We start from the raw sequence: 24357 nt of genomic DNA on the forward strand, positions 1-24357 counted from the left end.
TGAAATCCAAACCATCTCAGGAGGTAAGTGATGAAAACGACAAGGCTGCTTGCCAAAATCTTGGCCGTATCTCTTGTTTTCAGCTTGTTCACCGGGATTCCGCTGCATGCGAAAGACGGCTCAACAGTAGTTGCTGCAGTTAATGAGGACGTCAACTTGGCGAAAGGAAAAACGGTCTTTGCTTCTTCCAGCTACGAGACGGCCAATACGGGCAAAAAATTTCTAGTAGACGGAATCCGGAGCACGACGAAGGACAGCTTCGGATGGTCAAGCGATGTGTATAATACGTCCAGTACGAAGTGGGTTTGGGCCACGGTCGATCTGGATTCTTCTTACATAGTCAGCCGAGTGGATTTGTACCCCCGGGATGACGGCCAGTATGCCGGCAACAATTTCCCGGTCAATTTCGAGCTGAAGGTCTCTTCCGATAACGAAAACTGGACCGTGGTAAAACAGATCAGCAATTATCCTATCAATCCTAAAGGGGTGCAAAGCTTTTCATTCGACCCTGTCCGGGCCAGATTCGTAAGGGTGGAAGGCTTGGGCATCAAAACGTGGATATACGGCATGCAATTGGCCGAGATGGAGGTCTATGGAAACCCATCGTCCCGGTTAGGTGTAACAAATGGCATTCACGCCGATGGCAAGCTGACGGTTCAGGTCGGCAATTCGTCCGGCGAGCCTTTGACAGCTGAGTTCAACGAATGGACCTTGGTGCCGGCCCAACTGGGACCTAACGGCTTATCAGGCTTCGAGAATACGCAAACGATGCAGCTCCCGGACTATTACCCGCAAGAATATGGCGATGCGAGCTTCTCACCCGAAGCCCTGGCCCAGATGGCCGACTCGGATAACGTGTATCATGCGACCAACTCCAAGTACAACTCTCCCTACCAGCGGTTCGACGTGCAGTTCGATGAGCCTGTGGGGAGCGAGATCTATGTAACGTGGGAAGGCCGAACGGATCAGGTAGCTACCTTGTATGTATGGGATTTTGCAACCACGAAATGGAAGCCCTTGGAGTCCCGCGAGAGCGATGGAAGTCAGGATGTCCGAATACTGGCCAAGATCGACCCGGAATTGGTGCAAGGGCAAAAAGCGCATTTTATGGTGGCCGCGACGCAAAAAAATATCGCTGAGCCCGCCAAGAAACCGGCAGAGAACGAGTACGATTTCTCCTTCGTTTGGGAAACGGATACCCAATATTATTCGCAGAAATACCCGAACATCTTTGAAACGATGAATCGGTGGATTGCCGACAACAAGGATGCCAAAAAAATCAAATACGTCATCCACACCGGGGATCTGGTTCAGAACTGGAATCAAGAGGATCAATGGCAGGTAGCCGATCAAAGCATGAAAATTTTGGAGGGTGCCGGCATCCCGTATGGGGTCGTGTCCGGCAACCACGATGTGAATCATCTGGTGAACGATTATGAATATTATTGGAAATATTTTGGCCGCGACCGTTTTGCGGGCAAGCCGGGGTATGGCGGAGACATGCAAAACAACCGGCATCATTATGACTTGATCTCGGCGGGCGGGATGGATTTCGTCATTCTGTACCTCGGCGTATACGGACGCATCGATCAGCCGACCATTGATTGGGCCAATGGGGTACTAAGCCAGTACAAGGATCGTTATGCCATTGTAGGCACCCATGTATACATTGATGCGGCCGGCAAATACGGGCTTAACGGCAAAGACATGATGGAGAAAATTGTCGCTCCTAACGAGAATGTCATTATGACGGTAAACGGACATTACCACGGCGCTTTTTACAACGTAAAACGGATCAATGGAAAAGTGGTTTACGAGGTGATGTCCGACTACCAGGAAGGACCGGAAGGCGGGCAAGGGTACATCCGGCTGCTGCAGTTCGACGCCAAAAATAAACGCATGTATATGAACACCTATTCGCCGTATAAGGATGACTACAACTTCTTCGCGGATGACCTGGAGCAGGCGACCTTCCCGCTGGACGCTCCAAAGGGCGAAATGTCGATTATGACGGATCAGTTCCAAATCAGCACAAAATCGGTCGGCGAGCCGATCGGTACGGTGAGTCCTGTGACCGAAGGGCCGGTCGCGCTCGAATTGGACCCCGACCGGATTGGGAAAGAGGCGGACGGGTGGTTCGTGAAGTTGACCGACTCGGCGGGGAACGTAATCAAATCCGATATCTGGAGATTCCAAGAGCGCTCCGGGCTCTACTCCGCTACGGTAGACGGGACACAGCTGATTCTGAATTTTGACAGGCCGCTGAGCAACGATTCACAACCCGACCCGCAAGATTTCCAATTTTATGTAGAGAATAAGCCGACGGTGGTTTCAGCTGTGTATGTGGAAGGGAGCCGGATTACACTGACATTGGCCAAATCGGTTCCCGACCATGTTCCGGATCAAAAGGCGATCGCCGTCAGTTATACCCCGGGCTCTAAGCCGTTACGCGATTATGCGGGCTATCGTGTGGAACCGTTCGTGAATTTCCCTGTTCGGCACATATCTCAAGGGCCGGGCCGCACCAAGTAAAAGCGAGCTCTGACAGGCAAAGCCGTCGAGACCGATTCCTCATCCTCCTCGGATGGGGAATCTGTTTTACGAGCACCGTTTACATGAGGGAGAGGTGTAAAAGGGTGAATAGCGATTGGAATTCATTTCTCGAGTACACAGCGCTCGGGATCGGGCATATTTGGACCGGTTACGATCATCTCCTGTTTTTGGCGGCTGTTTTGATCGGAACCGGAAGCAAGTGGGACTATTTGAAAATCCTCTCCGCCTTCACCGTGGGGCACAGCATTACTTTGGCGTTGGCTTCGCTCGACATCGTCTCTATTCCCCCCTCCGTGATCGAACCGCTTATAGCGTTAAGCATCGTGTTGGCTGCGGGGGAGAGCTTGATGCGGAGGTCGATCGGGGGCCGCTGGCGGTTTACTTTGCTGTTCGGGCTCGTGCATGGCTTCGGGTTTGCCGGCGTATTGAAAGGATTTTTCTCGTCCAACTTTGTGCTCGCGCTGTTCTCGTTTAATTTGGGCGTCGAGATCGGTCAATTGGTTTTCGCAGCGGTTGCCCTTCCGGTGTTGGGATATATACGCAGAAGAACGGACGGCCATTCCCGGATGAAGTACGCGCTCCCCGCCGTTATCGGCGTATTCGGGCTGTATTGGTTTGTCGAGCGGGTCTTTATATCCTGAAATGATAGGAAAGGGGGAGCCGGGCTTGGGAAGGAAGAGCAAACAGGCTTACGGGTTGCTGGCGGTCCTTGTCCTGCTGTTGCAGTGGTCCGCTACGGCGGCTGCCCATACTTTCGGTACGGCGGGGTACTCGGAGATCGTCATTCGCGATAGAACAATCGAATATGCATTGCTGTTGGACTACGACCAGCTCATCGGATATCTTCCGATCGACGATAACGGAGACGGGAAGGTCAGCGAGAAGGAATTTTCTCAGAAGGAACGGATTAAGATGTTCATTCTGGACCACATCACGGTCTCGGTGAACGGGGCCGAGCGGGAACCGGAAGTTGTAGGTGCATCTGCGGTCCAACGGAACGACCTGTCGCTGATCCGGTTTGATTTTCGCTACCCGTTCCAAGAGCCGATCCGAAACTATCAGGTGGATTATCATTTATATTTCGACAGTTACGATACCGACCATAAAAACTTTGCTACCGTCCAATCGGGGGCATCGAAGAGCGATAAAATTTTTACGAAAGGAAGTCACATTTTGAAAGGAACGGTTCAAAATGAGGCGAATGCGGGTGAGACGAATGTCGCTCAGCCGCTGCAGACCGGCCGTCGGACAGCCTTTGGTTACTTGGCGGCTCTTCTGGGGTCGGCCATTCTAGTGGTTCTATTTGCAATCTTAAAAGCCCGGCGGAAAACCGCGGCGCACTCGGAATAGGATATTGACAAGTTTTAACTGCGACATTATCCTAAATTTAGAATTTATTTTACATTTGGTTTGGTATACGGAATAGAAATGAGAGAGGCGTTGGAGGATGAAAATCGTATCCGTGGAAGCAATACCTGTGAATTTGCCGTTTCAAGAGCCGGTAAGCGACAGCTGGGGAAAGTATGAGTCATCGAATCACGGCATCGTGGTTGTCCGGGACGAATCCGGCAGATACGGTATGGGCGAGATCGCCTTAGCCTGGTTCGGAGGCGCGCACGGCTTATGCCGGGATGTAAACGATTATTGGGCCGGGAAGTTGGTGGGCTTGGATACGTCTGAGCTGTCCAAAGCTTCGATGCTCATGGATCATCTATGCAGCTTTTCCAAGCGGCACTTGCTCGCCAAGGCCGGGATCGAGATGGCTCTATGGGATCTATGGGGCAAGACGCTGGGTAGGCCGGTGTATGAGCTTCTGGGCGGCAAGCTGAGGGACAGCATCCTGCTCACGGGCGGCATCGCCATGGATACGGTCGATCGAATGGTGGAGAGCGCCAAGCTCAGAGTCGCGCAGGGCTTCGGGGAGTTGAAGCTGAAGGTAGGACTGGACGACGTGCAAGATTTGGAGGGGGTCCGTAAGATCCGGGCGGCCATTCCGGATCGGATCAAGCTGCGGGTAGACGCCAATATGGCATGGAAGAATCCGAAGCAGGCGAAAGCGCTGATCGACGAAATGTGGGAATACGGAGTCGGGATCGTCGAACAGCCGCTTCCGGACAGCTGCATCGCCGAGCTGGCCTGGCTGAGAGAGCATACGAGGGCACAAATTCTCATCGACGAAGGCATATGGGATGTGTCGGACGCCAGACGCTACCTGGAGGCAGGAGCTGCGGATATGCTCCATCTTTATATAACCGAGGCCGGCGGGCTTGGGATGTCGCGCCGAATTTTTGAATTCGCCGCTGTCTTCGGCGTCGATTGCACGATCGGATCGATGCCGGAGGGCCGGATCGGCGCTGCCGCTTCGGCGCACGTGGCGGCCGCGATGCCGAATCTGTCCGGCCATGCGTCCGATATTCGCGGATTTACCGCGTATCGCGACGATCTGACGGTCGAACCTTTAGTCATCGAGGAAGGCAGATTGATCGTGCCGAGCGGCCCCGGTCTGGGTGTAACGTTGGATTTGGAGAAATTGGAAAGATACAAAAAGAACGGATGAGGACGTGAGGGAATTTGATCTTTCATCAAATGACTTGGCCGGAACTCCGGGACATCGTCTGGCAGGACACCCTGGTCTTGATTCCCGTGGGCGCAACGGAGCAGCATGGACACCATCTCCCTGTGGACACCGACACCCGACTTGTAACGATGTTCGCTAACGAATTGGAGACGAGAAACCCGGGGCGGATCCTGCTGATTCCGACCATGTGGCTGGGCCACTCGCCTCACCATTTGTCGTTCGGCGGCACCCTATCCGTTTATCATCAGGTATACGCGGATATGATCACTTCCGTATGCAAAAGCTGCATCGGCATGGGGGCGCGCAAAATATGGATTTTGAACGGACACGGCGGCAATCGCATGCCGCTTGGGGTGGTGCTGCAACAGCTGAAGAATGAATTCGCGGATGTGCTTGTTACGGCTTCCGAGTATTGGAATGTGGCCAGAGAAGAGATTATGAGCATTCGGGAATCGGAATTCGGCGGACTCGGTCATGCTTGCGAGCTCGAAACATCGCTGTACTTGTATAACAATGAAGCCGGCGTTCGCATGGACTTGATTCAGGATGACGGGGTTCAGGCGGAAGGCTCGATGTTCCGCTCGGACATGCTGGCGGGCAGTGCCGCCGCGAGGGTGATGAATTTCGACGAATTGACCGCCTCCGGCGTATTCGGCCGGCCGACGCTTGCGTCCAGGGATAAGGGCGAGCGGTTGTTTCGCGCCATCGCGGATAAGCTCGACGCGTTCGCGGAAGAACTCCACACTATAGGAAAGCAGGGATCTCTTTGAACAGCAAACAGGCGGTCGACTCCCCTCATGTCGCCCCGGTATTCGGCTATTATTCAACGGCAGTTCTCAAAAACAACATGATGTTTTTGTCCGGTCACGGACCGTTTGATGAAAATCAACAGCTCGTAGGGGCCGGCGATTTCGCCGCGCAGGTGGACAAAACGATGCAAAATATCCGCCACGTGCTCGAAGACAACGGGTTCGAAATGGACGATATTGTACGTTCGACCGTGTACTTAAACGATATAGCCAACTGGTCTGTATTCAACGAAATCTACGGACGATATTTCACCGCCCCGTATCCAGCGAGATGCGTAGTGGCGTGTGAACTGAACGGGTTTGACATCGAGATCGAATGCACGGCCATTCGAGACGAACGGGAATGAGGGGAGGACTCGTATGAGCAAGCTGATTCGACTGGCAGTGGTAGGATGCGGCGACATCGCCTCGACCCGGCACATCCCTACCATTCATGCCCATCCTGAGGCACAGCTGGCCGCTTTATGCGACTCGGACCTGGAGAAGGCCCGTCGGCTGGCCGCTGAGTACGATGTTCCGATTTTCACCACAGACTACAAGGAACTGCTCGAAGACAAGGCGATTGACGCGGTTGTGGTAGCTACGCCGCCTTGGGTTACGCCGAAGATAACGATCGAGTTTTTGCGAGCCGGTAAGGACGTCCTGTGTGAAAAGCCGATGGCCCTTAGCATGGAGGCCGCTGGCGAGGTTCGGGACGCGGAGCGGGAAACGGGGAAACATGCCCAGGTCGGCTTCACGTATCGCCACGACCCCTTGCTGGCAACGCTCAAAGGATGGATCCGGGCTGGCAGACTGGGCGCCCCCCTCGTATTCCGAATGGGGATATTCGACGAGATCTGGGACCCGGAGGGGAATCCGGAGCATTATGACCGCATTATCACTACGATGGAACACGGCATTCCATCGATTCATGACGGCGCTCATATCGCCGATTTTTTAAATTTCCTTACCGATTCTCCCGTAGAAGACGTGCAGTCCTTCGGCTTCAAGAGCCGAGTGGAGTTCCCGGCCTCCAATTACGATACTTCCATCATTCATTTTAAGAACGGAGATATGGCGAAGGTGGAGATCGGCTGGATGTATCCCGTATTCCCGAAGGGAGAGTTTGAGGTGCTCGGGCCTAACGGCATCGCCGTATTCGACCGTCACGAGCGATATGTGGAATTGACCACGCCGGAAGGGATGGAACGGATCCGGCATGAGGAGAATTGGTGGGACGCTTGCTTCCGTATCCAACTGGACCGATTTCTCTCCTCCATCCGCGAAGGCCGTCCTTTCGTTCCCGGTACGGCGGAAGGGATCTACAGTCTCGGATTGACCAAATCCATAGAAGCTTCGGTTAGGCGAAATCGACCGATGAACGATTGATAGAAGAGAAGAACCGATGCAGGGCATCCGGATGTGAATGCCTACCATCGGTTCTTTTTTTCACCTGCGCTTGGGGTAGGGCCCTGTGTAACCCAATAGACGGGAAAGCTCCTCCGCCACCTTCATAAGCTTCTCGCTGTACTCCGGAAACTTTTGGGCAGGAAGATTGTTTTTGAGCGTAGACAAGCTCACGGCCCCGAATATAAATCCGTCCTCCATAAAGATCGGGGCGCCTAAGCAGCGAATGCCGATCTCACCCTCCTCGTCATCCACAGCATATCCGTATTCCCGAATTTGAGCGAGGTGGTCGCGAAACGCATGCTCATTCGTTATGGAGTTGGGAGTTAGGCAGTTGAAGCCTTTGGCAATGATGACGCGCAGATCATTCTCCGGTAAATAGGCGGCAATCGCTTTGCCCCCGGACGAAGTATTCATCAATTTCCGCTCCCCGACGTAGGACAGAAACCGGATCATGCCCGGTCCTTCGATTTTCTCGATGCAGACCGTCTCCCCTTTGTCATAGGCGACCAGGTGAACGGTAAAATGAGTGTCATCGCGAAGTTGTTCGAGATACGGAAGAAAATCATCCTTCGTATCCAAATTCCTGAGGGACGCCATTCCAAGACTGTATAATTTTAAGCCCAGCCGAAACAAGCCTTTCTTGTCTTTTTGGATATAGTTATGAGCTTCAAGCGTTTGCAGGATCGAGAAAACGCTTGTTTTCGGCAGCTTTAGCGCGTTCACGAGATCGGACATAGGAAGGCCGCCCCGGTGCCGGGACAAATAGCCAAGGATCGCGATTGTTTTCTCCAAGGCAGGAACGGAGTATTTGGTTTTCAGTATATCGTCCAATTCTTTCATTTCTATTCCACCCATCAAATGATTTTCTGTAATCTATTTTAGTCTCTTCGATACTTTTTTACAATAATTACACAATGAGAGGTTAGAAAAAGAAGGATTGACATCAGGATTCACGCATTATATCCTTAATACAGAACTTATTACAAATAATGTTCCAAATACGGAACAAAGCAAAGAAAATAGGGGCTGGCCCATCCAGGCCAAGGAGTTGAGAAGTGATGACGGTATCCATTTTGCAGAAGAACGGTCCGATCCTTATACCGCTGGAGGCCAAAAGCCGTTATGGACTTATACGCGAGGACTCCCACGTAGCTTGTTGGCTGCAAAGCTCGCTCAAGCGGGTCTATCCGCTGTCGAATGCGGAAGGATCGGCCTCCATCGAGCTGGTCACGCTGCGCAATGCGCGCCTTTCGTTTCAAGCGTGCGTCAAAAACCACAGAGCCCAACCGTTAGAAGTGGAATGCAGGGTGGAAAACGCGGGCGATTTAGAGGTTCAAGTTCGCCGAGTCGGCTATGTCCCGCAAGGCTACATAACCCACGATACGGCGGAATCCGAGCTGGACGGTACAGGCCATGTTCCCGGTCTTGTACCCGATCCGCTGTTTCCCGAATCCAAGGCGTTCATTCGGCCGTTCGTCAATCAATCGTTCTGGATCAGTTTGAGGGTGCCAGCGGATGCCGAGCCGGGCAAGCATACGCTCCAAGTCATAATCAAAGGTGCCGGATTGGAAGAAGAAATTCGGATGACGGCGACCGTAGATGTCAGGGAGGCCGTTGTGAGCGGCCGCCGCCACTTTCCCGTCACCCACTGGTGGAATGCCGACTGCATCTTCGATTGGTATAAGCTTGAACCGTTCAGCGACACGTTTTTCGGCATGCTCCGCAAGTACTTGCAGAACATGTACGATCACGGGAACGACATGATTTATGTACCGCTGTTGAACATTCGCAGAGAAATCACGGATCGCCCTCCGCAGCTCCTGATCGTGAGCGAGAAGAAGCCGGGGCAATACGAATTCGATTTCAGCCGGGTTCGCCGGTTCGTGAGGATGGCCAAGGAAATCGGCTTTGATGCTTTCGAGTGGACTCATTTTTGGACTTACGGAAAGCTGATCGACAAGCCGATGCCCGCCGGAACGCCGACCCGCGTATACACGGACCGAGGCCGGGGGTTGGAACTGCTGTTTCCGGAGGACCTGGTTGCGACGGGGGACGTATTTCAACATTACTTGAACCAGTTTCTTCCCGCAATGAAGCGGTTTCTAACGGAAGAGAGCATTTTGGACCGGTCCTGGTTTCATATTTGCGACGAACCTCCGGAGTATCCGGAGGCGATCGAGAGCTACCGGAGAGCCAGGAAGCTGCTGGAACAAATCGATCCTTCCATCAAGGTGATGGATGCCGTGTACAGCGATGTGTATTCTGCACAGGGACTGGTCGATTATCCGATCCCGCAGGCGCCCGGGGCTTGCAGCTACTTGGAAAAAGGAATTCCGCACGGCGTGTATTACTGCCTTAGCCCGCAGGGGCCGTACATCAACCGGTTCTTCGACACCGTGCTGACCAAGATCCGCATTCAAGGACTTATGTTCTACAAGCTTCGGACGCTTGGCTTCCTGCACTGGGGCTTGAATTACTGGTATCACTTAACAAGCTTGTACGATTCGGAATGCCAGCGGCTGCTCGATCCGTTCACGGACGGCTCTGCAGGCGGCCATACGCCATATGGCGACCCGTTCGTCGTGTATCCCGGACCGGACGGACCGATCGACTCGATTCGCTGGGAGGTGTTCGCCGAAGGGCTGCAAGATTACGCGATTCTGCAGGCGCTGGGCGTCGACCCTGACGATGAAGGGCTTCAGGCAATCGTGAACTACAGGGAGTTTCCCAAATCGGAGCTATGGTTCCAAGAGACGATGCTCAAGCTCTTAACCCGATAAAGGGCCGATAGGTAGTAAAAAAGACGCTACATAAAGAACGCCATTAACAGGAGGAAGGACTTCAAAATGAATATGAAATTGAGCGTGAGTACGGAGTCGGACGATCAATTATTTGAGCGGATGGAGAAAAAGCTGTATACAGGCGTCATATGCGACACCTTGGACGAATTGGGTTACCGCAATCAGGCGATGAACGAACGCTTGAGACCTCTCGTGAATGAATACGTGATTGTCGGCCGAGCGAAGACGATCCTGGCTGTCGATGTTTACTACGAAAACGACAATCCTTACGAGATGGAGATCAAGTCGCTCGACAGCATCAAACCCGGCGAAGTTGCTGTGGTCTGCACGAATCAGTCCAAAAACAACGGCATCTGGGGAGAGCTTTTGTCAACCGCGGCCAAAATGCGCGGAGGGCGAGGCGCTATTGTCGACGGCTTGATCCGGGATACGAAGAAAATCGTGGAATTGGGCTTCCCGGTCTTTTGCGCCGGCTTCAAACCCGTGGATTCCCGGGGGAGAGGGCTTGTGGTCGATTACGATTGTCCCGTGGAAGTGGGCGGGATTCTCGTCAAACCGGGCGACGTCATCTTTGCCGACCGCGACGGAGTAGCCGTGATTCCGTCTCAGGTGCTTCATGAAACCGTGCAAAAAGCGGTCGAAAAAGTCGAGCGGGAAAACAACACGCGCAGAGAATTGCTGGAAGGGAAGCTGCTCAAGGACGTCTACGAGAAATACGGCGTTCTGTGAGTGAAGATCCGTGGTTCACGTGGGATCAGGAGGGAGCGATCGAATGAAGACGACGGAGCGAAGCCATACATACACTTGTTTGCGACAAGAAATCCGGCATTTCCCGGCCCACGACGATCCGGTATGGAGCGGCTTGCCCCGTATGGAATTGAGGGATACGGTTACCGGCGGCTCCCCACGCTTGGCGACTACTGTGGAGGCATTCCGAAACGAGCATTCCTTATTCTTTCGTTTTACTTGCCAGGACGATCATTTCGTAGCCACTTTGGCACAGCATGACGATCCCATCTATACGGAAGACGTTGTGGAAGTGTTCCTGAGCGAAACCCGGCGGGAGCAAGAGTACAAAGAGTTCGAGAACAGTCCGGCAAACGTCAAGTTCGATGCGCTCATCCGTTACGACGGACCGGAACAGATTCACGTTATTCGAGAGTGGGACGCGGAAGGATGGCGGACGGAAGTGTATCGCGATTCGAGAGGCGGCGCCGTTTATGTGTGGGCAATTCCTTTCGCGAATTTTACCGGCGGCGTCCCGAGCTCCGGCGACCGCTGGTTGATGAATTGCTTTCGGATCGACCGCGGCCGCGAAGGCTCGGATGAATATTCCGCCTGGTCGCCGACGGAGGAACTGAACTTTCATGTGCCGGGCAAGTTCGGAGCTTTGATCTTCGATTGAAAAGATGGAGGGATTATTAATGAAGTTCAGAAAGCGTTTTACCGCAATGGTACTAGTTGTCGTCCTCCTCACAACTATGATGATGGTGCCCCTCACCGCCAGTGCATCCACCTACACCACCTACACTCAGGTCGCAACGCTTCCCAATACTCTTGTTACCGCAACGGAAGGAATGGCCTTGGCAAATGGGTATGCCTATTCCGCCAAAGTCGAAGATAACCATAATTATGTCGTTCTTTACTCCACGAACATGAACACCGGTGCCACTACGCTCATGACGAATGGCGACAATGATACAAACACCATTGCAGGCCTCTTCCATGCCAACGATATGGTTGCCGCCGTCATGGATGGAGTTACTTATCTTTTCGTCGCCACATTAACGAATGCTCCTGGTTCTAAACAGCTCGTGAAACTGAAAGTGGTAGGTAACACCTACTTTAAAGTAGGCGAGTTCAATATTAGCAGTCCCGATGGTACGGTCTGGGCAATGTCGGGAGTAGAAATTACGAGCCAAACGAGCAGTACCCTAAACTTCCTCTTCAGATCGTCGACCCAATTTCGCAGAGCATCGCTTGACGTGAACGCAACCGGCGGAACGATTACGGTTTCCAACCTCAGTACGTCTGATTTTGTAATCGATCTTGGAAACTACAGCGGCATGAGCGATTTAAGAATTCAGGGGATAGGTTATTGGAGGGACGATAGCCTGTATGTTGTGGTTACCTTTAGTAACCCTGCGGGTAACCCCACTGAGAGCGCTGTACTTGTTTATCGAAATGTATCCGCAGCGTCGGGGACGATCTCTTATGATAGCAATCTGTTATTCAGCCTTGCGGAAAGCACATACATGGAGCTTGAGTCTCCCAAAGTTGCCCCCGACGGAAAACTCTGGTTCAACTCCAATCGGCCGACTGACAATGTAGGCTATGTCAAAGGGTACACGGCACCTGGCATTAATACGATGTTCGCGGGCAAGTCAGCCACATCGAACGGTTCAGGCTCGGATGTGGAGCTCGGAACGATATTCCAGCCTACCGCTTCCGGTTACATTGCCGGGGTGAAAGTGTACGGCAAATCGGGTGAGACCGGGGTTCACAAAGTGCGTATCTGGCGCAACTCGGACGGCGCACTCGTAGCGGGACCATTCGACTTCAGCTTCTCCGGCTCCAATAGCTGGGTGACGTTCTACTTGCCGACGCCGCTGGAAGTAACAGCTAATGCCTTGTACACGGTATCGGTTTCGTCCGGCGGTGACACGAGCAATGTGTATGCATCGATTCCGAACGATCTGGCAACCGGCGGCAGCAGCGGCAGCTTGACGTGGCAGGCTAATGCGGGCGTCTACACGTATACGGTCGGGGCGAGACCGACCTTGACGTTCAACTCGACGAACTATTTAAGAGATGTCATTTTCTACCCGGCCTCTATTAGCACTGAAAATATGTTCGGCGTAAAAGCGGATACGGGATCCGGCGGCAACGGAGGGGCGTACGAACTCGGCACCGTGTTCACTTCCTCGGTTGCGGGCCAGATCACAGGGGTCCGAGTATTCGGGGTGCAAGGGGAATCGGGCAACCATACGATCCGAATCTGGAGAAACTCGGACAACACGGTCATCGGCGGTCCGTACACGTTCAAGTTTACCGGCAATGACAGTTGGGTGCAGGTTAATCTGGCGACGCCGGTCAGCATTGCGGCGAATACCCCATATACCGTGTCGGTTACGACCGGAACGGATTCCGGCAAGCTCTATGCCGCCGTCACCGGCGACTTGAACAGCGCCGGCAGCAATGCGAACCATCTGCTTTGGACGGCCAATGCGGGGGTCTACACATCCACGCTCGGCACGAGACCGACCTTAACGTTTAACGGAAACAATTATTTGCGAGACATCGTGTTCGAGCCATAAGGCAAGTTAGCGGGAAAGGATGGAAGGAATGAATATCTTGGTAACGGCACCGTATTCGGCAGAAGCTCGAGAACAGCTGCAAGCCTACGGCAACGTCTTCTATCATCCCTGGAAGCCTCACGGCAGAGCTTTTCGCTCGGATGAGCTGCTGGGACTGCTGCGTGAAACGAACGCCGACGCTTTGATCACGGAGCATGACCAAGTCGACGCTTCCGTCATTGAGGCAACGAATTTGAGGTTCATCGGGGTTTGCCGCGGGACTCCGTCGAACGTCGAGATCGGGAAAGCGACGGAGAAAAGGATTCCGGTATTCAACACGCCCGCCCGGAATGCGCAAGCGGTTGCCGAGCTCGTGACCGCCGCCTTGATCGTCTTTCTGCGCAAGATGAGGGAGGGGGAGACGTGGCTGAAATCCCGGGAGTGGAAGTCCGATGCCCATGAGTCCTACCTTCATTTCAGGGGACACGAGCTTGCCGGCAAAACGGTCGGCTTGATCGGGTTCGGCGGCGTCGGCCAGCGGGTGGCGGAGGTGCTAAGGGGATTCTCCTGCCGCATCCAGTACTACGATCCGTATTTGAAACAGTCTCCCGATCCTCAATTTCATAGGAGCACGATCGAAGAGATCTTCATGACGAGCGATATCGTCTCGATTCATCTTCCGGTAACGGAGGAAACGAAAAGTCTGATCGGCGAACGTCTCCTGCGCCTGATGAAGCCGGACGCGATCCTGGTGAACAGCGCCCGGGCCTCTGTGGTCGAACGCGGTGCCTTGCTCTCGGCCTTGAAAGAGAGGCGGATTGCCGGGGCGATTTTGGACGTCTTTTATCACGAGCCTCCCGATGAATCGGATTATGAGCTAATCCTGCTGCCGAACGTGTACGCGACTCCTCATATTGCAGGTGCCTCCTATGAGGTTGACGATCACAGCGCCATCATGATGAATCGTGTGCTGGAGCAGTGGTTCGTCCATCAAAACCGGAACATCCGTCAGCTGGTCAATCCTGAGGTCCTGACTGCGGAAGGGATGGGAAATGACGAATTGTAGCCCCGTTGTGATCGGAGTTGACGTCGGGACGCAAGGCGTTCGTGTAATGGCGGTAAACGGCAAAGGGGAGCTACTGTCGCCGTACGCCCGCTCTTTTGCCCTGCTGGGTTCACGGGAGGAGCAAGCGCCTGAGGTTTGGTGGAATGACATGCTGGCATGTCTGTCCGCCCTTGTCGCGCAGCTGAAGCGGATGGCGGGCTCCGAGCTCTCGATTGCGGCGATCGCCGTCACTTCCACTTCGGGCACGATGCTCCCCCTGGATCGTGACCATATGCCGCTCGGGCCGGCGCTGATGTACAGCGATCCGCGATCGTTCGCGGAAGCGACGGCGTGCAAGGAGGCGGCGCAGCGTTATGCCGGATCCGGGTATACCGTCTTCAACGCCTCCTGCGGCCTGCCGAAAATCTTGTGGTTCATGAATCGCTTTCCCCATCTGGCGGAACGCATCAAGCTTTGGGCCCATGCCGCGGACTATATCACCGGCAAGCTCAGCGGGCAATGGGGTGTAACCGATTATACGAATGGTTTGAAGACAGGCTACGACCTGGTACAGGATCGATGGCCTTCTTACATAAGCGCAGAGCTGGGAGTACCTGCCGACTGGCTGCCGGGCGTTGTACCTCCGGGAACGGTAATCGGGTCGATCCTACCCGAGGTTGCCGACAGGACGGGGTTGCCCCGAGATGTTAAAGTGGTGGCCGGCATGACGGATGGGTGCGCCTCGCAGCTGGCCTCCGGCGCTGTCCGCCCGGGGGATTGGAGCACCACGATCGGAACGACGCTCGTCGTCAAGGGCGTGACGTGCGAGCCGATCGCCGACCCGCTGGGCAGACTCTACAATCACAAGCATCCGGAAGGCTATTGGATGCCCGGAGGCGCGAGCAATACGGGAGCGGATTGGGTGACGCGGGACTATGCAGGGACCGATCTGCACGCGTTGAACCATGCGGCGCAACAGCTCATTCCTACGCCCTGGATCCGGTATCCGCTGCTTCAGAAATCGGAGCGGTTTCCGTTTGTTGCCGAAGAGGCGCGCGGCTTCGAACCGGCAGGACTGTCGCCCGAACAGCGTTTCGCCTCCGGAATGGAAGGCGTCGCTTATATCGAACGTCTGTCCTACGAATTAATCGAGCAGTTGACCGGGCAGCCGCCAGCCACGCTCTATACGGCCGGCGGCGGAAGCAATAGCAACGTGTGGCTGTCCATCCGGAGCAGCGTCATGCGGCGGCCGATTCATAAAATGAAGCACATCGAAGGAGCTGTGGGGGCGGCCGTTCTGGCCGCTTCCAACACCTTGTTCTCCGGCCTGGGGGAAGCGGGCAGGGCGATGGTCGTCCCCGATCAAGTGATTGAGCCGCTGGAAGCGTCCGTTTGCGACCGGTACGAAGAGAACTACCAATTGTTCAAACAGCGAATAACCGAGCTCGGTTATTGGCAGGAAAGCGAGCGTGGACGCGCATGACCCGTTATTACCTGATGCGGCACGGAGAAACGGACTGGAATCGGGACCGCAACCGTTACTGCGGACGCTCCGATATCGGGTTATCGGAGCAAGGGATTCGGCAGGCGGAGCAGACGGCGTTGTACTTGAAGGCAGTCGGGTTCGATCGTATATTCGCATCCGGCCTTCAGCGAGCCGTGGATACGGCGCGGCCGATTGCCGCCTTGCACCGATTAGAGGTGGAGCGGGACGACAGATTGACGGAGGCGGATTTCGGCCGATGGGAAGGATTGCGTCATGCCGAAATCGTGGAGCGGTATCCGGAATCGTGGCGAAGCTGGTATGCCGATCCATCTAGTACGCAAGCGGGAATGACGGGAGAGACCGCCATTCAAGTCTTTCAACGGATGAACGGGTTTTTCGAGGAACAAACGCGACGCTACCCCGACGAGAACATCCTGGTCGTCAGCCACAGTACCGCCATCCGTCTTTATTTGGCAGGGGTCTTATCCATGACGTTGCGCAGCTACCGCCAGCTGGTCCTGAGCAACGTTGGGATAACCGTGCTGGAGGCCGCCGAAGGGACCATTCGGCTGCTGCAGTTCAACAACCGGTACGACGCTCTTGGTCCAGTCAACCCATAATCTATAGTTCGATTCGAGAGGACGTATTCAAATGACGAATGCAATCAACGCGAATTTCAAAAAAATACGGGGAATCGCGCATCGAGGTTACCCCGGTAAAGTGCCGGAAAATACGCTGCGTTCGTTTCAAGCGGCGATCGATTTGCAATTCTCCCACCTGGAGCTTGACGTACACTTGTCCAAGGACGGGGAAATCGTCGTTATGCACGACTGGACGATCAACCGGATGTGCGGGGAAAAGGGGACGATTCGCGACATGACGCTCGCCGAGCTGAAGCGGGTGAACGTCGGCGTCACGGAGAAAATCCCGACCCTGGAGGAGACGCTGGAGCTTTGCCGGGACCGGATTATCGTCAGCATTGAGCTGAAGCAGGCCGGCGATTACTATCCGGAGCTCGAGCAGAAAGTGGTGGACCTGGTCCGCCGCATGGATATGGTGGAGCAAGTGTATATCATCTCGTTCGACCAATATTCGGTTGTCAAGGTGAAGCAGCTGTGTCCGGAGGTGGAGGTCGGCGTCGTAATCGGCGGCAACAATCCATTTCTTTTTGCACCTTTACGGGAGATCGGCGCCTCCTACTTCGCGCTGCCGATCCAATATTTGAACGAGGACACGGTGAATCAATGCCTGCGCCATAACCTCCAACTGATTACATGGCCGGTCGACAATGCGGAGCAGATCGAGCGGATTAAGCCGTACCCGCATATTTGGGTGACGACGAACGCACTCGAGGTATGGCGGGAGCACGCTTGTCAGACCGGGAAATATTGGCCGCATTGACCTTTCCACAAGGCAGACATCGAGAGCCGCGGTACGATTTTGTTAGGAGGTGCCCGATATGGGGGCGATACGCAACGAATTCGATATTTTTGACCGGGAGCGAGAGCAAGGCATGTTCACGGTTCGCTATATGTGCATGCGTTGGGACAAACCGACAGGGGACTGCATCCTTATGCGAGCGCCGGGCGGCGAGACGATGCTGGTGGACTCGGGGGTCCCGCATACCGCCAGTCAGGTGCTGGACTACCTGGACCGCCTTGGCGTAGAGACCCTCGATATCGTTCTCCTGACCCATCCCCATCTCGACCATGTCGGAGGGATGGCACGGATTCTCGAGGAGAAGTACGTCCAACAGCTGTATACGATCAACATCTCTCTCGAAGATTTGTATACGGATGCGTATCGGGATGCGGAAGAGGTACTGGCCCGGAAGCAAATTCCACGCTTGGTCGTCGAGGAGGGCGTCAAGTTTCGCCTCGGACCGGACGTGGAGATCGAGGTGCTCAGTCCGGACAAGGGGATGAATCCCGCCGAGTTCGAATCCAAGCACGATTCGGTCATCAACCATCATTCGATGGTTTACAGGGTGACCTACAAGAGGAATTCGTTCCTGTTCTCCACCGACATTTATGAACCGCGCGAACAGATGCTGATCGAGAAATATGGGGATCGCTTGAAGGCGGATATGATGCATGCTCCGCACCATGGCAGCACCTCCTCGAGCTCCGTCCCTTACATTACGGCCGTGAATCCACAAATTTCGGTCGTCAGCTTCCGCGTGAACAATCGCGTCACGGCGGAAATACTGGCCCGGTATAGGGCGCTCGGGGTTACGCCGTATCATGTCGGCATTCATGGCAACATTTTGCTGATGTCGGACGGGGATCGCATTCAGGTGGTGACCGAGAACGGGGTAGAGCAGGAGGAGAAGATCGTCGAGTAAAACCGAGGGGTGGTGGACGGCAGTCAAAATAAGGGGACGAGCGCGTCACCGCGCTCTACCCATTATATAGATGAAAGAATTCTAAAAATGGAGGGATTTTTAATGAAGTTCAGAAAGCGTTTTACCGCATTGGTGCTAGTTGTCGTCCTCCTCGCAACTATGATGCTCCCCCTCACGGCCACTGCCGCTACTTACACCACCTACACCGAAAAAGATCAGATCATCAATAGCAATTTTACTTCCATGCAAGGATTTGCCTTGGCGAATGGCTACGCCTATTCCGTAAAAGTCGATGGTTCGGATGCTCAAGCTGTCCTTTACTCAACGAACATGACCAGCGGAGCCAGTACGCTCATGACGAACGGCGACGATAATACAACCGTCATTTCGGGTCTGGGCCACGCCAACGATATGGCTGCCACCATCATCGATGGAGTCACTTATCTTTTCGTTGTCACCTTGAAGAATAGTGCCGGTACTGTTCAGCTCGTGAAACTAAAGGTTGTAGGAAACACCTATTTTAAAGTGGGCGAGTTCAATATTCAAGATACGGTTGGTGCACTCTGGGCCATGTCGGGAGTAGAGGTTACGGGCCAAACCGGCAGCACCATAAACTTGCTCTTCAAATCGGGGACCCAGTTTCGCAGAGCATCCCTCGGCCTGAATGCAACGAGCGGTACTATTACTGTAGCGGCTAATCCTGATTTTACGATCGATCTTGGAAGCTATGCCGGTTCTACCTCGCAGGGTTTGGGTTATTGGAGCGCCAACGATACCATCTATGCTCCGTTTACCCAGGGTTCCCCCACCGAGAGCGCTGTACTTGTTTATCATAATGTATCCACTGCGTCGGGTACGATCACTGCAGATAGTAATCTGTTATTCACCCTCGCGGAAACCGGATATATTGAGATTGAGTCCGTCAATGTCGCCCCCGACGGGAAACTCTGGTTCAACACCAATCGGCTCGGCGGATACGACAATGTAGGCTATTTCAACGGGTACACGGCGTCTGGGTTTGATACGATGTTTGCCGGCAAGTCAGCCACATCGAACGGTTCAGGCTCGGATGTAGAGCTTGGAACGATATTCCAGCCTACGACTTCCGGTTACATTGCCGGGGTGAAGGTGTACGGCAGATCGGGTGAGTCCGGGGTTCACAAAGTGCGCATCTGGCGCAACTCGGACGGCGCCGTCGTAGCGGGACCGTTCGACTTCAGCTTCTCCGGCTCCAATAACTGGGTGACGTTCTACTTGCCGACGCCGCTTGAAGTAACGGCTAATGCCTTGTACACGGTATCGGTGTCGTCCGGCGGTGACACGAGCAATGTGTATGCATCGATTCCGAACGATCTGGCGTCCGGCGGCAGCAGCGGCAGCTTGACGTGGCCGGCCAATGCGGGCGTATACACGTATACGGTCGGGGCGAGACCGACCTTGACGTTCAACTCAACGAACTATTTAAGAGATGTCATTTTCTACCCGGCCTCTAGTAACGATGAGAATATGTTCGGAGTGAAAGCCGATACGGGATCCGGCGGAAACGGAGGGGCGTATGAACTCGGCACCGTGTTCACGTCCTCGGTAGCGGGTGACATAACGGGAGTCCGTGTGTTCGGAGTGCAAGGGGAATCGGGCAACCATACGATTCGGATCTGGAGGAACTCGGACAATACGGTCATCGGCGGTCCTTTTACGTTCAAGTTTACCGGAAATGACAGTTGGGTACAGTATAATCTGGCATCGCCGGTAAGTATTGCGGCGAATACCGCTTATACCGTGTCGGTTACGACGGGAACGGATTCCGGCAAGCTCTATGCCGCCGTCACCGGCGACTTCAACAGCGCCGGCAGCAATGCGAACCATCTGTCCTGGACGGCCAATGCGGGAGTCTTTACGACCACGCTGGGTACGAGACCGACCGGGACATTTAACGGAAACAACTATTTGCGAGACATCGTGTTCGAACCGTAATGCAATTAAGCAGGGGGGCTGGCGATCATCATTCGACAGCCTCTTTGCCATCGAATTTGAGCTGGGATGGTGTGGGAGATGAAGCTAGGGCAAGTTATGAAGGAGTTGACGGGGCTGGATGCCCCGCCAAGCTTGTTGGAATATTCGGCCGCTTTCGAGGAGTGGAGGCAAGCAAACGAGCGGACGGCAAGCTTCGACCGGATGCCGAAGGACGCGGCCCTTATTTACGATTTGCCGCAAGAGGCGATGAAGCCAATAGCCGAGCTGTATCCGGTTATCGCGGCGGACGAACGTTTGTCTCTGCTCGGGAGCTTCTGGCACTACATGATTTTTTACGAGCCGCCGGGAACGGGGGGGAACGCATCCGCGTGGCCACTCCCTGACCTAGAACTGGGCAATCGGGCATCCATTTGGCCGCTAGCCGTCCTGGTCTCGGGATCCGAACGTGCATCCGAGGCGTACAACAAGCTCGGAGTGTCGACCAAGATCGCGATGGAGACACTCGCATTCGGCGGTCTGTATACACGGGATTATTACAAAAGATATGGGAGATGGGGACTATCGGAGCTAGGGTGGCTCCGGCATCACGTCCATGCCCGCATTTTCCGGCTCGGCCGGCTCGTCTTCAATCCCGTCATCTTTCATTGGCCTTTCCTCACTGTCCGCAACCGGGCAACCGGGGCGATGGTCACGTTATGCGACGGTGATGTCCGCTATCGCGGGGATGGACTGCCGGACGGCACGAACAATCGAAGGGAGCCGGACGCGTGGCGGCCAATCCTGCAGCGCTCAGACTCCTTGCTAGCCGGTCATCCGGTCACACCCGAAGGGATCGTGCAACAGGAACCGATCGAGCTCGATCCGAAGGAGTGGGAGGAAGTTCTTGCTAAGGGCGATCCGGTTGTGGACGTGCACATCCCGTCCGGCAGCAAGCTGTCTGAGGCCGAATGCGAGGAGGCGTATGAGCAGGCGTATACGTTCTTCGCGCACTACTTCCCGAGCGTACCGTTCCGGGCGTTCATCTGCAAGTCGTGGATCATGGACCCGGCGCTCGCCCGCATCCTGCCGCCGGAGTCGAAGCTGGTCAAGTTTCAACGGAGGTTCGACCCGCTTCCGGTGATCGGAGACGAACGGCAGACGTACGACCTTGTATTCGAGCAGCCAGACATCGACCTGTCCACATTTACGCCTGTGACCTCCCTGCAGCGGGCGATCATCGACTACGTCAAACGGGGGAACCTGATGCGATCCTCCGCCGGGTTTACGCTGTGGCCCCAGACGAACCTACACATGCTGCAGCCATCCATCATGCCGCTGCCTGCCGCTTTGCAGTTCGATGCGGTTCATGAAGATGCTTACGTCGCGTTCTGGCTTCAAACCTCACTGAAGCGCGTTTTTCCAAAGTCGGCACCGGAAGGCGGCAGTCAATTGTCGCTCACAACGGCAAGAAATGCTCGAATCTCGTTTCAGGCTTGTCTGAAAAACAACCGCCCGCTCTCCTTGCAAGTGGAGTGCGAAGCGGAAGCTCCTAATGGAATCGGCGTTCAGGTGAGGCGCGTCGGCTGGGTTCCGCAAGCTTATTTGTCGGAGGACGTTCCGTTGGAAGAGCTCGACGGCTCGGCTTACATTCCCGGCTTTGTTCCCGACCCCCTCTATCCCGATCGGCACGCCAAAATCAGCGCCTTCACGAATCAGGCGTTTTGGATAACCGTTCAGATTCCTGAACGAGTCAAGCCGGGACAATACCGCATCACGGTAAGCTTCAGCAGTCCCTCCTTCACCGAGACGATGAATTTGTCCGCCGACATCGAGGTGAAATCCGTAATCATCGGTAAGCGCCGAAGCTTTCCAGTCACCCATTGGTGGAACGCAGACTGTATTTACGACTGGTACGGCCAGCGGCCCTTCGGGGATGAAAGCTTCGAATGGATCGCCAAATATCTCAAAAACATGGTTGATCATGGGTGCGACACCATCTATGTGCCTCTGTTCAATATCCGCTCCCCCGAGATTATGGAAAGGCCTCCGCAGCTTCTAATAGTAACGGAAGAGCCGGGAAAGTACTCTTTCGACTGGGAGCGGGTCCGCAAGTTTGTCGATTTGGCGAAAGAGCTTGGATTTGAACGTTTTGAATGGACGCATTTGTGGTCGTATGGTTCTTCCGGTGGAAGGATGAGCACGCCCACACGGATTTATACGGAGAGGAATGGCAGCATGGAGTTGCTGTTTCCGGAGGATTTGGACGGCGGGGGAGAGATCTACCGCCACTTCCTAAGCGTACTTTTGCCGGAATTCAAACGGTTTTTGCTTGAGGAGGGGATCTTGGAGCAATCGTTTTTTCATGTATCCGACGAGCCGAAGGAGATCGAAAACTACAAGAAATCAAGAGACCTGTTGAAGGAGCTTGCCCCATGGATGAAGGTCGTCGACGCTATTTACAAAAATACCTCGGCGGCCATTGGTCTGATGGATGCCATCATACCGGATGCCAGATCGGCCAACGCCTTTGTCGAGAAGCGCATCCCGCATTGGGTGTACTACTGTGTCATTCCGCGAGGACGCTACATCAACCGACTGTTCGACACGCCCTTGATCAAAGTGCGGATGCAGGGGCTGGTGTTTTATCGGTTGCGTACGCTCGGTTTTCTGCATTGGGGCTACAATTATTGGTACCGATATTGCGAGGGACAACAGCTGGTTGATCCTTATACCGATGGAGCCGCCGGTCAAAAAAAGCTCCCATACGGCGATGCGTTCGTCGTCTATCCGGGGGAGGATGGCCCTGTCGATTCCATCCGGTGGGAAATTTTCGCTGAAGGGCTGCAGGATTACGCTCTGCTGCAGACGCTCGGTGTCGATCCCGACGACGAGCGGTTAGGTGCCATCCATAATTATTCCGATTTTCCTCGCTCCGAGGACTGGCTGCATCATGTTCTTCAGTCGGTTATGCAATAGTTGACCCGCACCACGTTCCGATTCTGCAAGCGGCCGTAAAACTGGCCCAAGACAATAGATGAAGAAGCTGTATGTCTTCCGGATAGGCGGCTCGGAATACGTGCACCAGTTCCTCATCCACTTGATAAGGAGCAAGGGCGGTAAGCAGGGCGAGCTTGGCTGCGATCCGCGAAGGCCCGGACAAACTTTCGACGGCTTGCTCCGCCCATTTTCGGCTAATTCCAGGATCTTTGCCGTCCCAATGATCCAAATACCCGATTACAACCTCGCGAGCACGATCGTCCAGAACGCTCTCTCCCGCTGCATGGGTGGCGGCGGCGAGACTTGCGAATGCTCGGCTAATGATGCGATTGGATCCTGCCCAGCGGAGATTCTCCGGCAAGGGGGCGTCGGGCAAAAACGGTAACGATTCTCCAGGTTGTTTGCTTCTTCTCACGGTGGACGACAAATAAACGGCGCTAGTCTTGAAAAGGGCGGCTCTCAAAGAAGTATGCTTCGGGATGAACGACTGATTCAGCAGTACATCCATCATTTTGTTGATATAGTTGTTGATCACGACCGTTCCGATGATTTCGGGTGCAACTTGATCAGAAAACGGCCGATTGATAAGTTGCGGAGAACCGGGTGAACGTGTCGCGAGTGTCCACTCAATCATCGCCCTCATCTTGCTGTCTGCGATTTCATGAACCGAGTTACTGTTAATTTTCTTAGCCACGTCCTTGTTGCCGGCAGCGATGAGCATGGCGCTATGGGCGTCCACGCAGAATGGACATTGATTGAGTTTGGATACCGCTACGGCAATGGCTTCTTTTACATCCCGGGGCACAACGCCTACCAGCTGCGTCTCTCTTAATCCCGACCAGACGGCTGCCAACAGAAGAGGAGAAGGGGAGTGCATCTTGAAGATGTCTCCGACAAGGCCGAAATCCCTCCGAATTTGGTTATAAATGGGCTTGAATGAGTCCTTATTCACCGGCTGGATATATTTGATCATGAAGGTCCTCCTCATCTCAACGCACTAAATGTTGTATAGTGATAAAATATGTATAAATACAATTATGCATATGACTTTTTGAATGTCAATAGTCCCAAATTGCAATTGTTGCATAAATGCATATTTCCGCTGT

20 protein-coding genes are annotated in these 24357 nt (G+C 54.2%); 18 read left to right on the forward strand and 2 right to left on the reverse strand.

Features of this window, described 5'->3' with window-relative positions; genetic code table 11:
- The first annotated feature begins 30 nt into the window (after positions 1–30).
- The 7 genes from ACI5FR_RS10275 to ACI5FR_RS10305 all read left to right on the forward strand — a co-directional run bounded on the left by ACI5FR_RS10275 (position 31) and on the right by ACI5FR_RS10305 (position 7308).
- Positions 31–2532 carry a discoidin domain-containing protein gene (locus ACI5FR_RS10275; protein ID WP_405453982.1) on the forward strand — a complete coding sequence of 834 codons (2502 nt, stop codon included), beginning with the start codon at positions 31–33 and terminating at the stop codon, positions 2530–2532.
- 104 nt (positions 2533–2636) lie between these two features.
- A complete protein-coding gene (locus ACI5FR_RS10280) occupies positions 2637–3194 on the forward strand; it encodes a HupE/UreJ family protein (protein WP_405453985.1) in 558 nt (185 codons plus the stop codon).
- 25 nt (positions 3195–3219) lie between these two features.
- The gene (locus ACI5FR_RS10285; protein WP_405453987.1) at positions 3220–3903 is read left to right on the forward strand and encodes a hypothetical protein; all 684 of its coding nucleotides are present in this window, start codon (positions 3220–3222) and stop codon (positions 3901–3903) included.
- Positions 3904–4000: 97 nt separating this feature from the next.
- Complete coding sequence (locus ACI5FR_RS10290; RefSeq protein WP_405453989.1) at positions 4001–5110, forward strand: mandelate racemase/muconate lactonizing enzyme family protein; 1110 nt, start codon at positions 4001–4003, stop codon at positions 5108–5110.
- 14 nt (positions 5111–5124) lie between these two features.
- Complete coding sequence (locus ACI5FR_RS10295) at positions 5125–5901, forward strand: creatininase family protein (RefSeq protein WP_405453992.1); 777 nt, start codon at positions 5125–5127, stop codon at positions 5899–5901.
- Positions 5898–6287 (forward strand): RidA family protein, encoded by a 390-nt coding sequence (locus ACI5FR_RS10300; RefSeq protein ID WP_405453994.1) that lies wholly within the window; start codon positions 5898–5900, stop codon positions 6285–6287. Before ACI5FR_RS10295 ends, ACI5FR_RS10300 begins: the two co-directional genes overlap by 4 nt.
- A 13-nt stretch (positions 6288–6300) precedes the next feature.
- Positions 6301–7308 carry a Gfo/Idh/MocA family protein gene (locus ACI5FR_RS10305; RefSeq protein WP_405453997.1) on the forward strand — a complete coding sequence of 336 codons (1008 nt, stop codon included), beginning with the start codon at positions 6301–6303 and terminating at the stop codon, positions 7306–7308.
- A gap of 60 nt (positions 7309–7368) precedes the next feature.
- Here the strand turns inward: ACI5FR_RS10305 and ACI5FR_RS10310 are convergent, their stop codons facing one another.
- Complete coding sequence (locus ACI5FR_RS10310) at positions 7369–8169, reverse strand: IclR family transcriptional regulator (RefSeq protein ID WP_405454000.1); 801 nt, start codon at positions 8167–8169, stop codon at positions 7369–7371.
- Positions 8170–8387: 218 nt separating this feature from the next.
- Between ACI5FR_RS10310 and ACI5FR_RS10315 the strand changes: the two genes are divergently transcribed.
- The 11 genes from ACI5FR_RS10315 (at position 8388) to ACI5FR_RS10365 (ending at position 23230) form a co-directional block, all read left to right on the forward strand.
- Positions 8388–10109, forward strand: a complete 1722-nt coding sequence (locus tag ACI5FR_RS10315) for a glycoside hydrolase domain-containing protein (protein WP_405454003.1) — start codon at positions 8388–8390, stop codon at positions 10107–10109.
- A gap of 66 nt (positions 10110–10175) precedes the next feature.
- A complete protein-coding gene (locus ACI5FR_RS10320; protein WP_405454005.1) occupies positions 10176–10859 on the forward strand; it encodes an RraA family protein in 684 nt (227 codons plus the stop codon).
- Between the two features lie 43 nt (positions 10860–10902).
- Entirely contained in the window at positions 10903–11535 is a 633-nt protein-coding gene (locus ACI5FR_RS10325; RefSeq protein ID WP_405454008.1) for a carbohydrate-binding family 9-like protein, read from the forward strand.
- 850 nt (positions 11536–12385) lie between these two features.
- A complete protein-coding gene (locus tag ACI5FR_RS10330) occupies positions 12386–13447 on the forward strand; it encodes a DUF4082 domain-containing protein (RefSeq protein ID WP_405454011.1) in 1062 nt (353 codons plus the stop codon).
- A gap of 28 nt (positions 13448–13475) precedes the next feature.
- Positions 13476–14492, forward strand: coding sequence for an NAD(P)-dependent oxidoreductase (locus ACI5FR_RS10335; RefSeq protein WP_405454014.1), 1017 nt, complete (start codon positions 13476–13478; stop codon positions 14490–14492).
- Positions 14479–15954, forward strand: coding sequence for an FGGY-family carbohydrate kinase (locus ACI5FR_RS10340; protein WP_405454018.1), 1476 nt, complete (start codon positions 14479–14481; stop codon positions 15952–15954). The genes ACI5FR_RS10335 and ACI5FR_RS10340 overlap by 14 nt, the downstream gene beginning before the upstream one ends.
- Positions 15951–16577: a histidine phosphatase family protein gene (locus ACI5FR_RS10345; RefSeq protein WP_405454021.1), complete on the forward strand. Its 627-nt coding sequence runs from the start codon at positions 15951–15953 to the stop codon at positions 16575–16577. Before ACI5FR_RS10340 ends, ACI5FR_RS10345 begins: the two co-directional genes overlap by 4 nt.
- 31 nt (positions 16578–16608) lie before the next feature.
- Positions 16609–17358, forward strand: coding sequence for a glycerophosphodiester phosphodiesterase (locus ACI5FR_RS10350; RefSeq protein ID WP_405454024.1), 750 nt, complete (start codon positions 16609–16611; stop codon positions 17356–17358).
- Between the two features lie 58 nt (positions 17359–17416).
- Positions 17417–18301, forward strand: a complete 885-nt coding sequence (locus ACI5FR_RS10355; protein WP_405454027.1) for a ComEC/Rec2 family competence protein — start codon at positions 17417–17419, stop codon at positions 18299–18301.
- A gap of 102 nt (positions 18302–18403) precedes the next feature.
- Positions 18404–20275, forward strand: a complete 1872-nt coding sequence (locus ACI5FR_RS10360; protein WP_405454030.1) for a DUF4082 domain-containing protein — start codon at positions 18404–18406, stop codon at positions 20273–20275.
- Positions 20276–20353: 78 nt separating this feature from the next.
- Positions 20354–23230, forward strand: coding sequence for a glycoside hydrolase domain-containing protein (locus ACI5FR_RS10365; protein ID WP_405454033.1), 2877 nt, complete (start codon positions 20354–20356; stop codon positions 23228–23230).
- Here the strand turns inward: ACI5FR_RS10365 and ACI5FR_RS10370 are convergent.
- Positions 23220–24224: a carboxymuconolactone decarboxylase family protein gene (locus ACI5FR_RS10370; protein ID WP_405454036.1), complete on the reverse strand. Its 1005-nt coding sequence runs from the start codon at positions 24222–24224 to the stop codon at positions 23220–23222. The two genes, ACI5FR_RS10365 and ACI5FR_RS10370, sit on opposite strands and share 11 nt — an antisense overlap.
- Between the last annotated feature and the right edge of the window lie 133 nt (positions 24225–24357).

The sequence above is a fragment of the Paenibacillus sp. HJGM_3 genome, assembly GCF_045062745.1.
GTDB lineage: Bacteria > Bacillota > Bacilli > Paenibacillales > NBRC-103111 > Paenibacillus_AA.

Bases quoted from the DNA above. Each gene is read 5' to 3' on its own strand.
- ACI5FR_RS10345 (WP_405454021.1), top strand. From the start codon at position 15,951: ATGACCCGTTATTACCTGATGCGGCACGGAGAAACGGACTGGAATCGG.
- ACI5FR_RS10350 (WP_405454024.1), top strand. From the start codon at position 16,609: ATGACGAATGCAATCAACGCGAATTTCAAAAAAATACGGGGAATCGCG.
- ACI5FR_RS10315 (WP_405454003.1), top strand. From the start codon at position 8,388: ATGACGGTATCCATTTTGCAGAAGAACGGTCCGATCCTTATACCGCTG.
- ACI5FR_RS10305 (WP_405453997.1), top strand. From the start codon at position 6,301: ATGAGCAAGCTGATTCGACTGGCAGTGGTAGGATGCGGCGACATCGCC.
- ACI5FR_RS10310 (WP_405454000.1), bottom strand. From the start codon at position 8,169: ATGAAAGAATTGGACGATATACTGAAAACCAAATACTCCGTTCCTGCC.
- ACI5FR_RS10365 (WP_405454033.1), top strand. From the start codon at position 20,354: ATGAAGCTAGGGCAAGTTATGAAGGAGTTGACGGGGCTGGATGCCCCG.
- ACI5FR_RS10275 (WP_405453982.1), top strand. From the start codon at position 31: ATGAAAACGACAAGGCTGCTTGCCAAAATCTTGGCCGTATCTCTTGTT.
- ACI5FR_RS10325 (WP_405454008.1), top strand. From the start codon at position 10,903: ATGAAGACGACGGAGCGAAGCCATACATACACTTGTTTGCGACAAGAA.
- ACI5FR_RS10360 (WP_405454030.1), top strand. From the start codon at position 18,404: ATGAAGTTCAGAAAGCGTTTTACCGCATTGGTGCTAGTTGTCGTCCTC.
- ACI5FR_RS10335 (WP_405454014.1), top strand. From the start codon at position 13,476: ATGAATATCTTGGTAACGGCACCGTATTCGGCAGAAGCTCGAGAACAG.
- ACI5FR_RS10330 (WP_405454011.1), top strand. From the start codon at position 12,386: ATGGAGCTTGAGTCTCCCAAAGTTGCCCCCGACGGAAAACTCTGGTTC.
- ACI5FR_RS10340 (WP_405454018.1), top strand. From the start codon at position 14,479: ATGACGAATTGTAGCCCCGTTGTGATCGGAGTTGACGTCGGGACGCAA.
- ACI5FR_RS10355 (WP_405454027.1), top strand. From the start codon at position 17,417: ATGGGGGCGATACGCAACGAATTCGATATTTTTGACCGGGAGCGAGAG.
- ACI5FR_RS10370 (WP_405454036.1), bottom strand. From the start codon at position 24,224: ATGATCAAATATATCCAGCCGGTGAATAAGGACTCATTCAAGCCCATT.
- ACI5FR_RS10290 (WP_405453989.1), top strand. From the start codon at position 4,001: ATGAAAATCGTATCCGTGGAAGCAATACCTGTGAATTTGCCGTTTCAA.
- ACI5FR_RS10320 (WP_405454005.1), top strand. From the start codon at position 10,176: ATGAATATGAAATTGAGCGTGAGTACGGAGTCGGACGATCAATTATTT.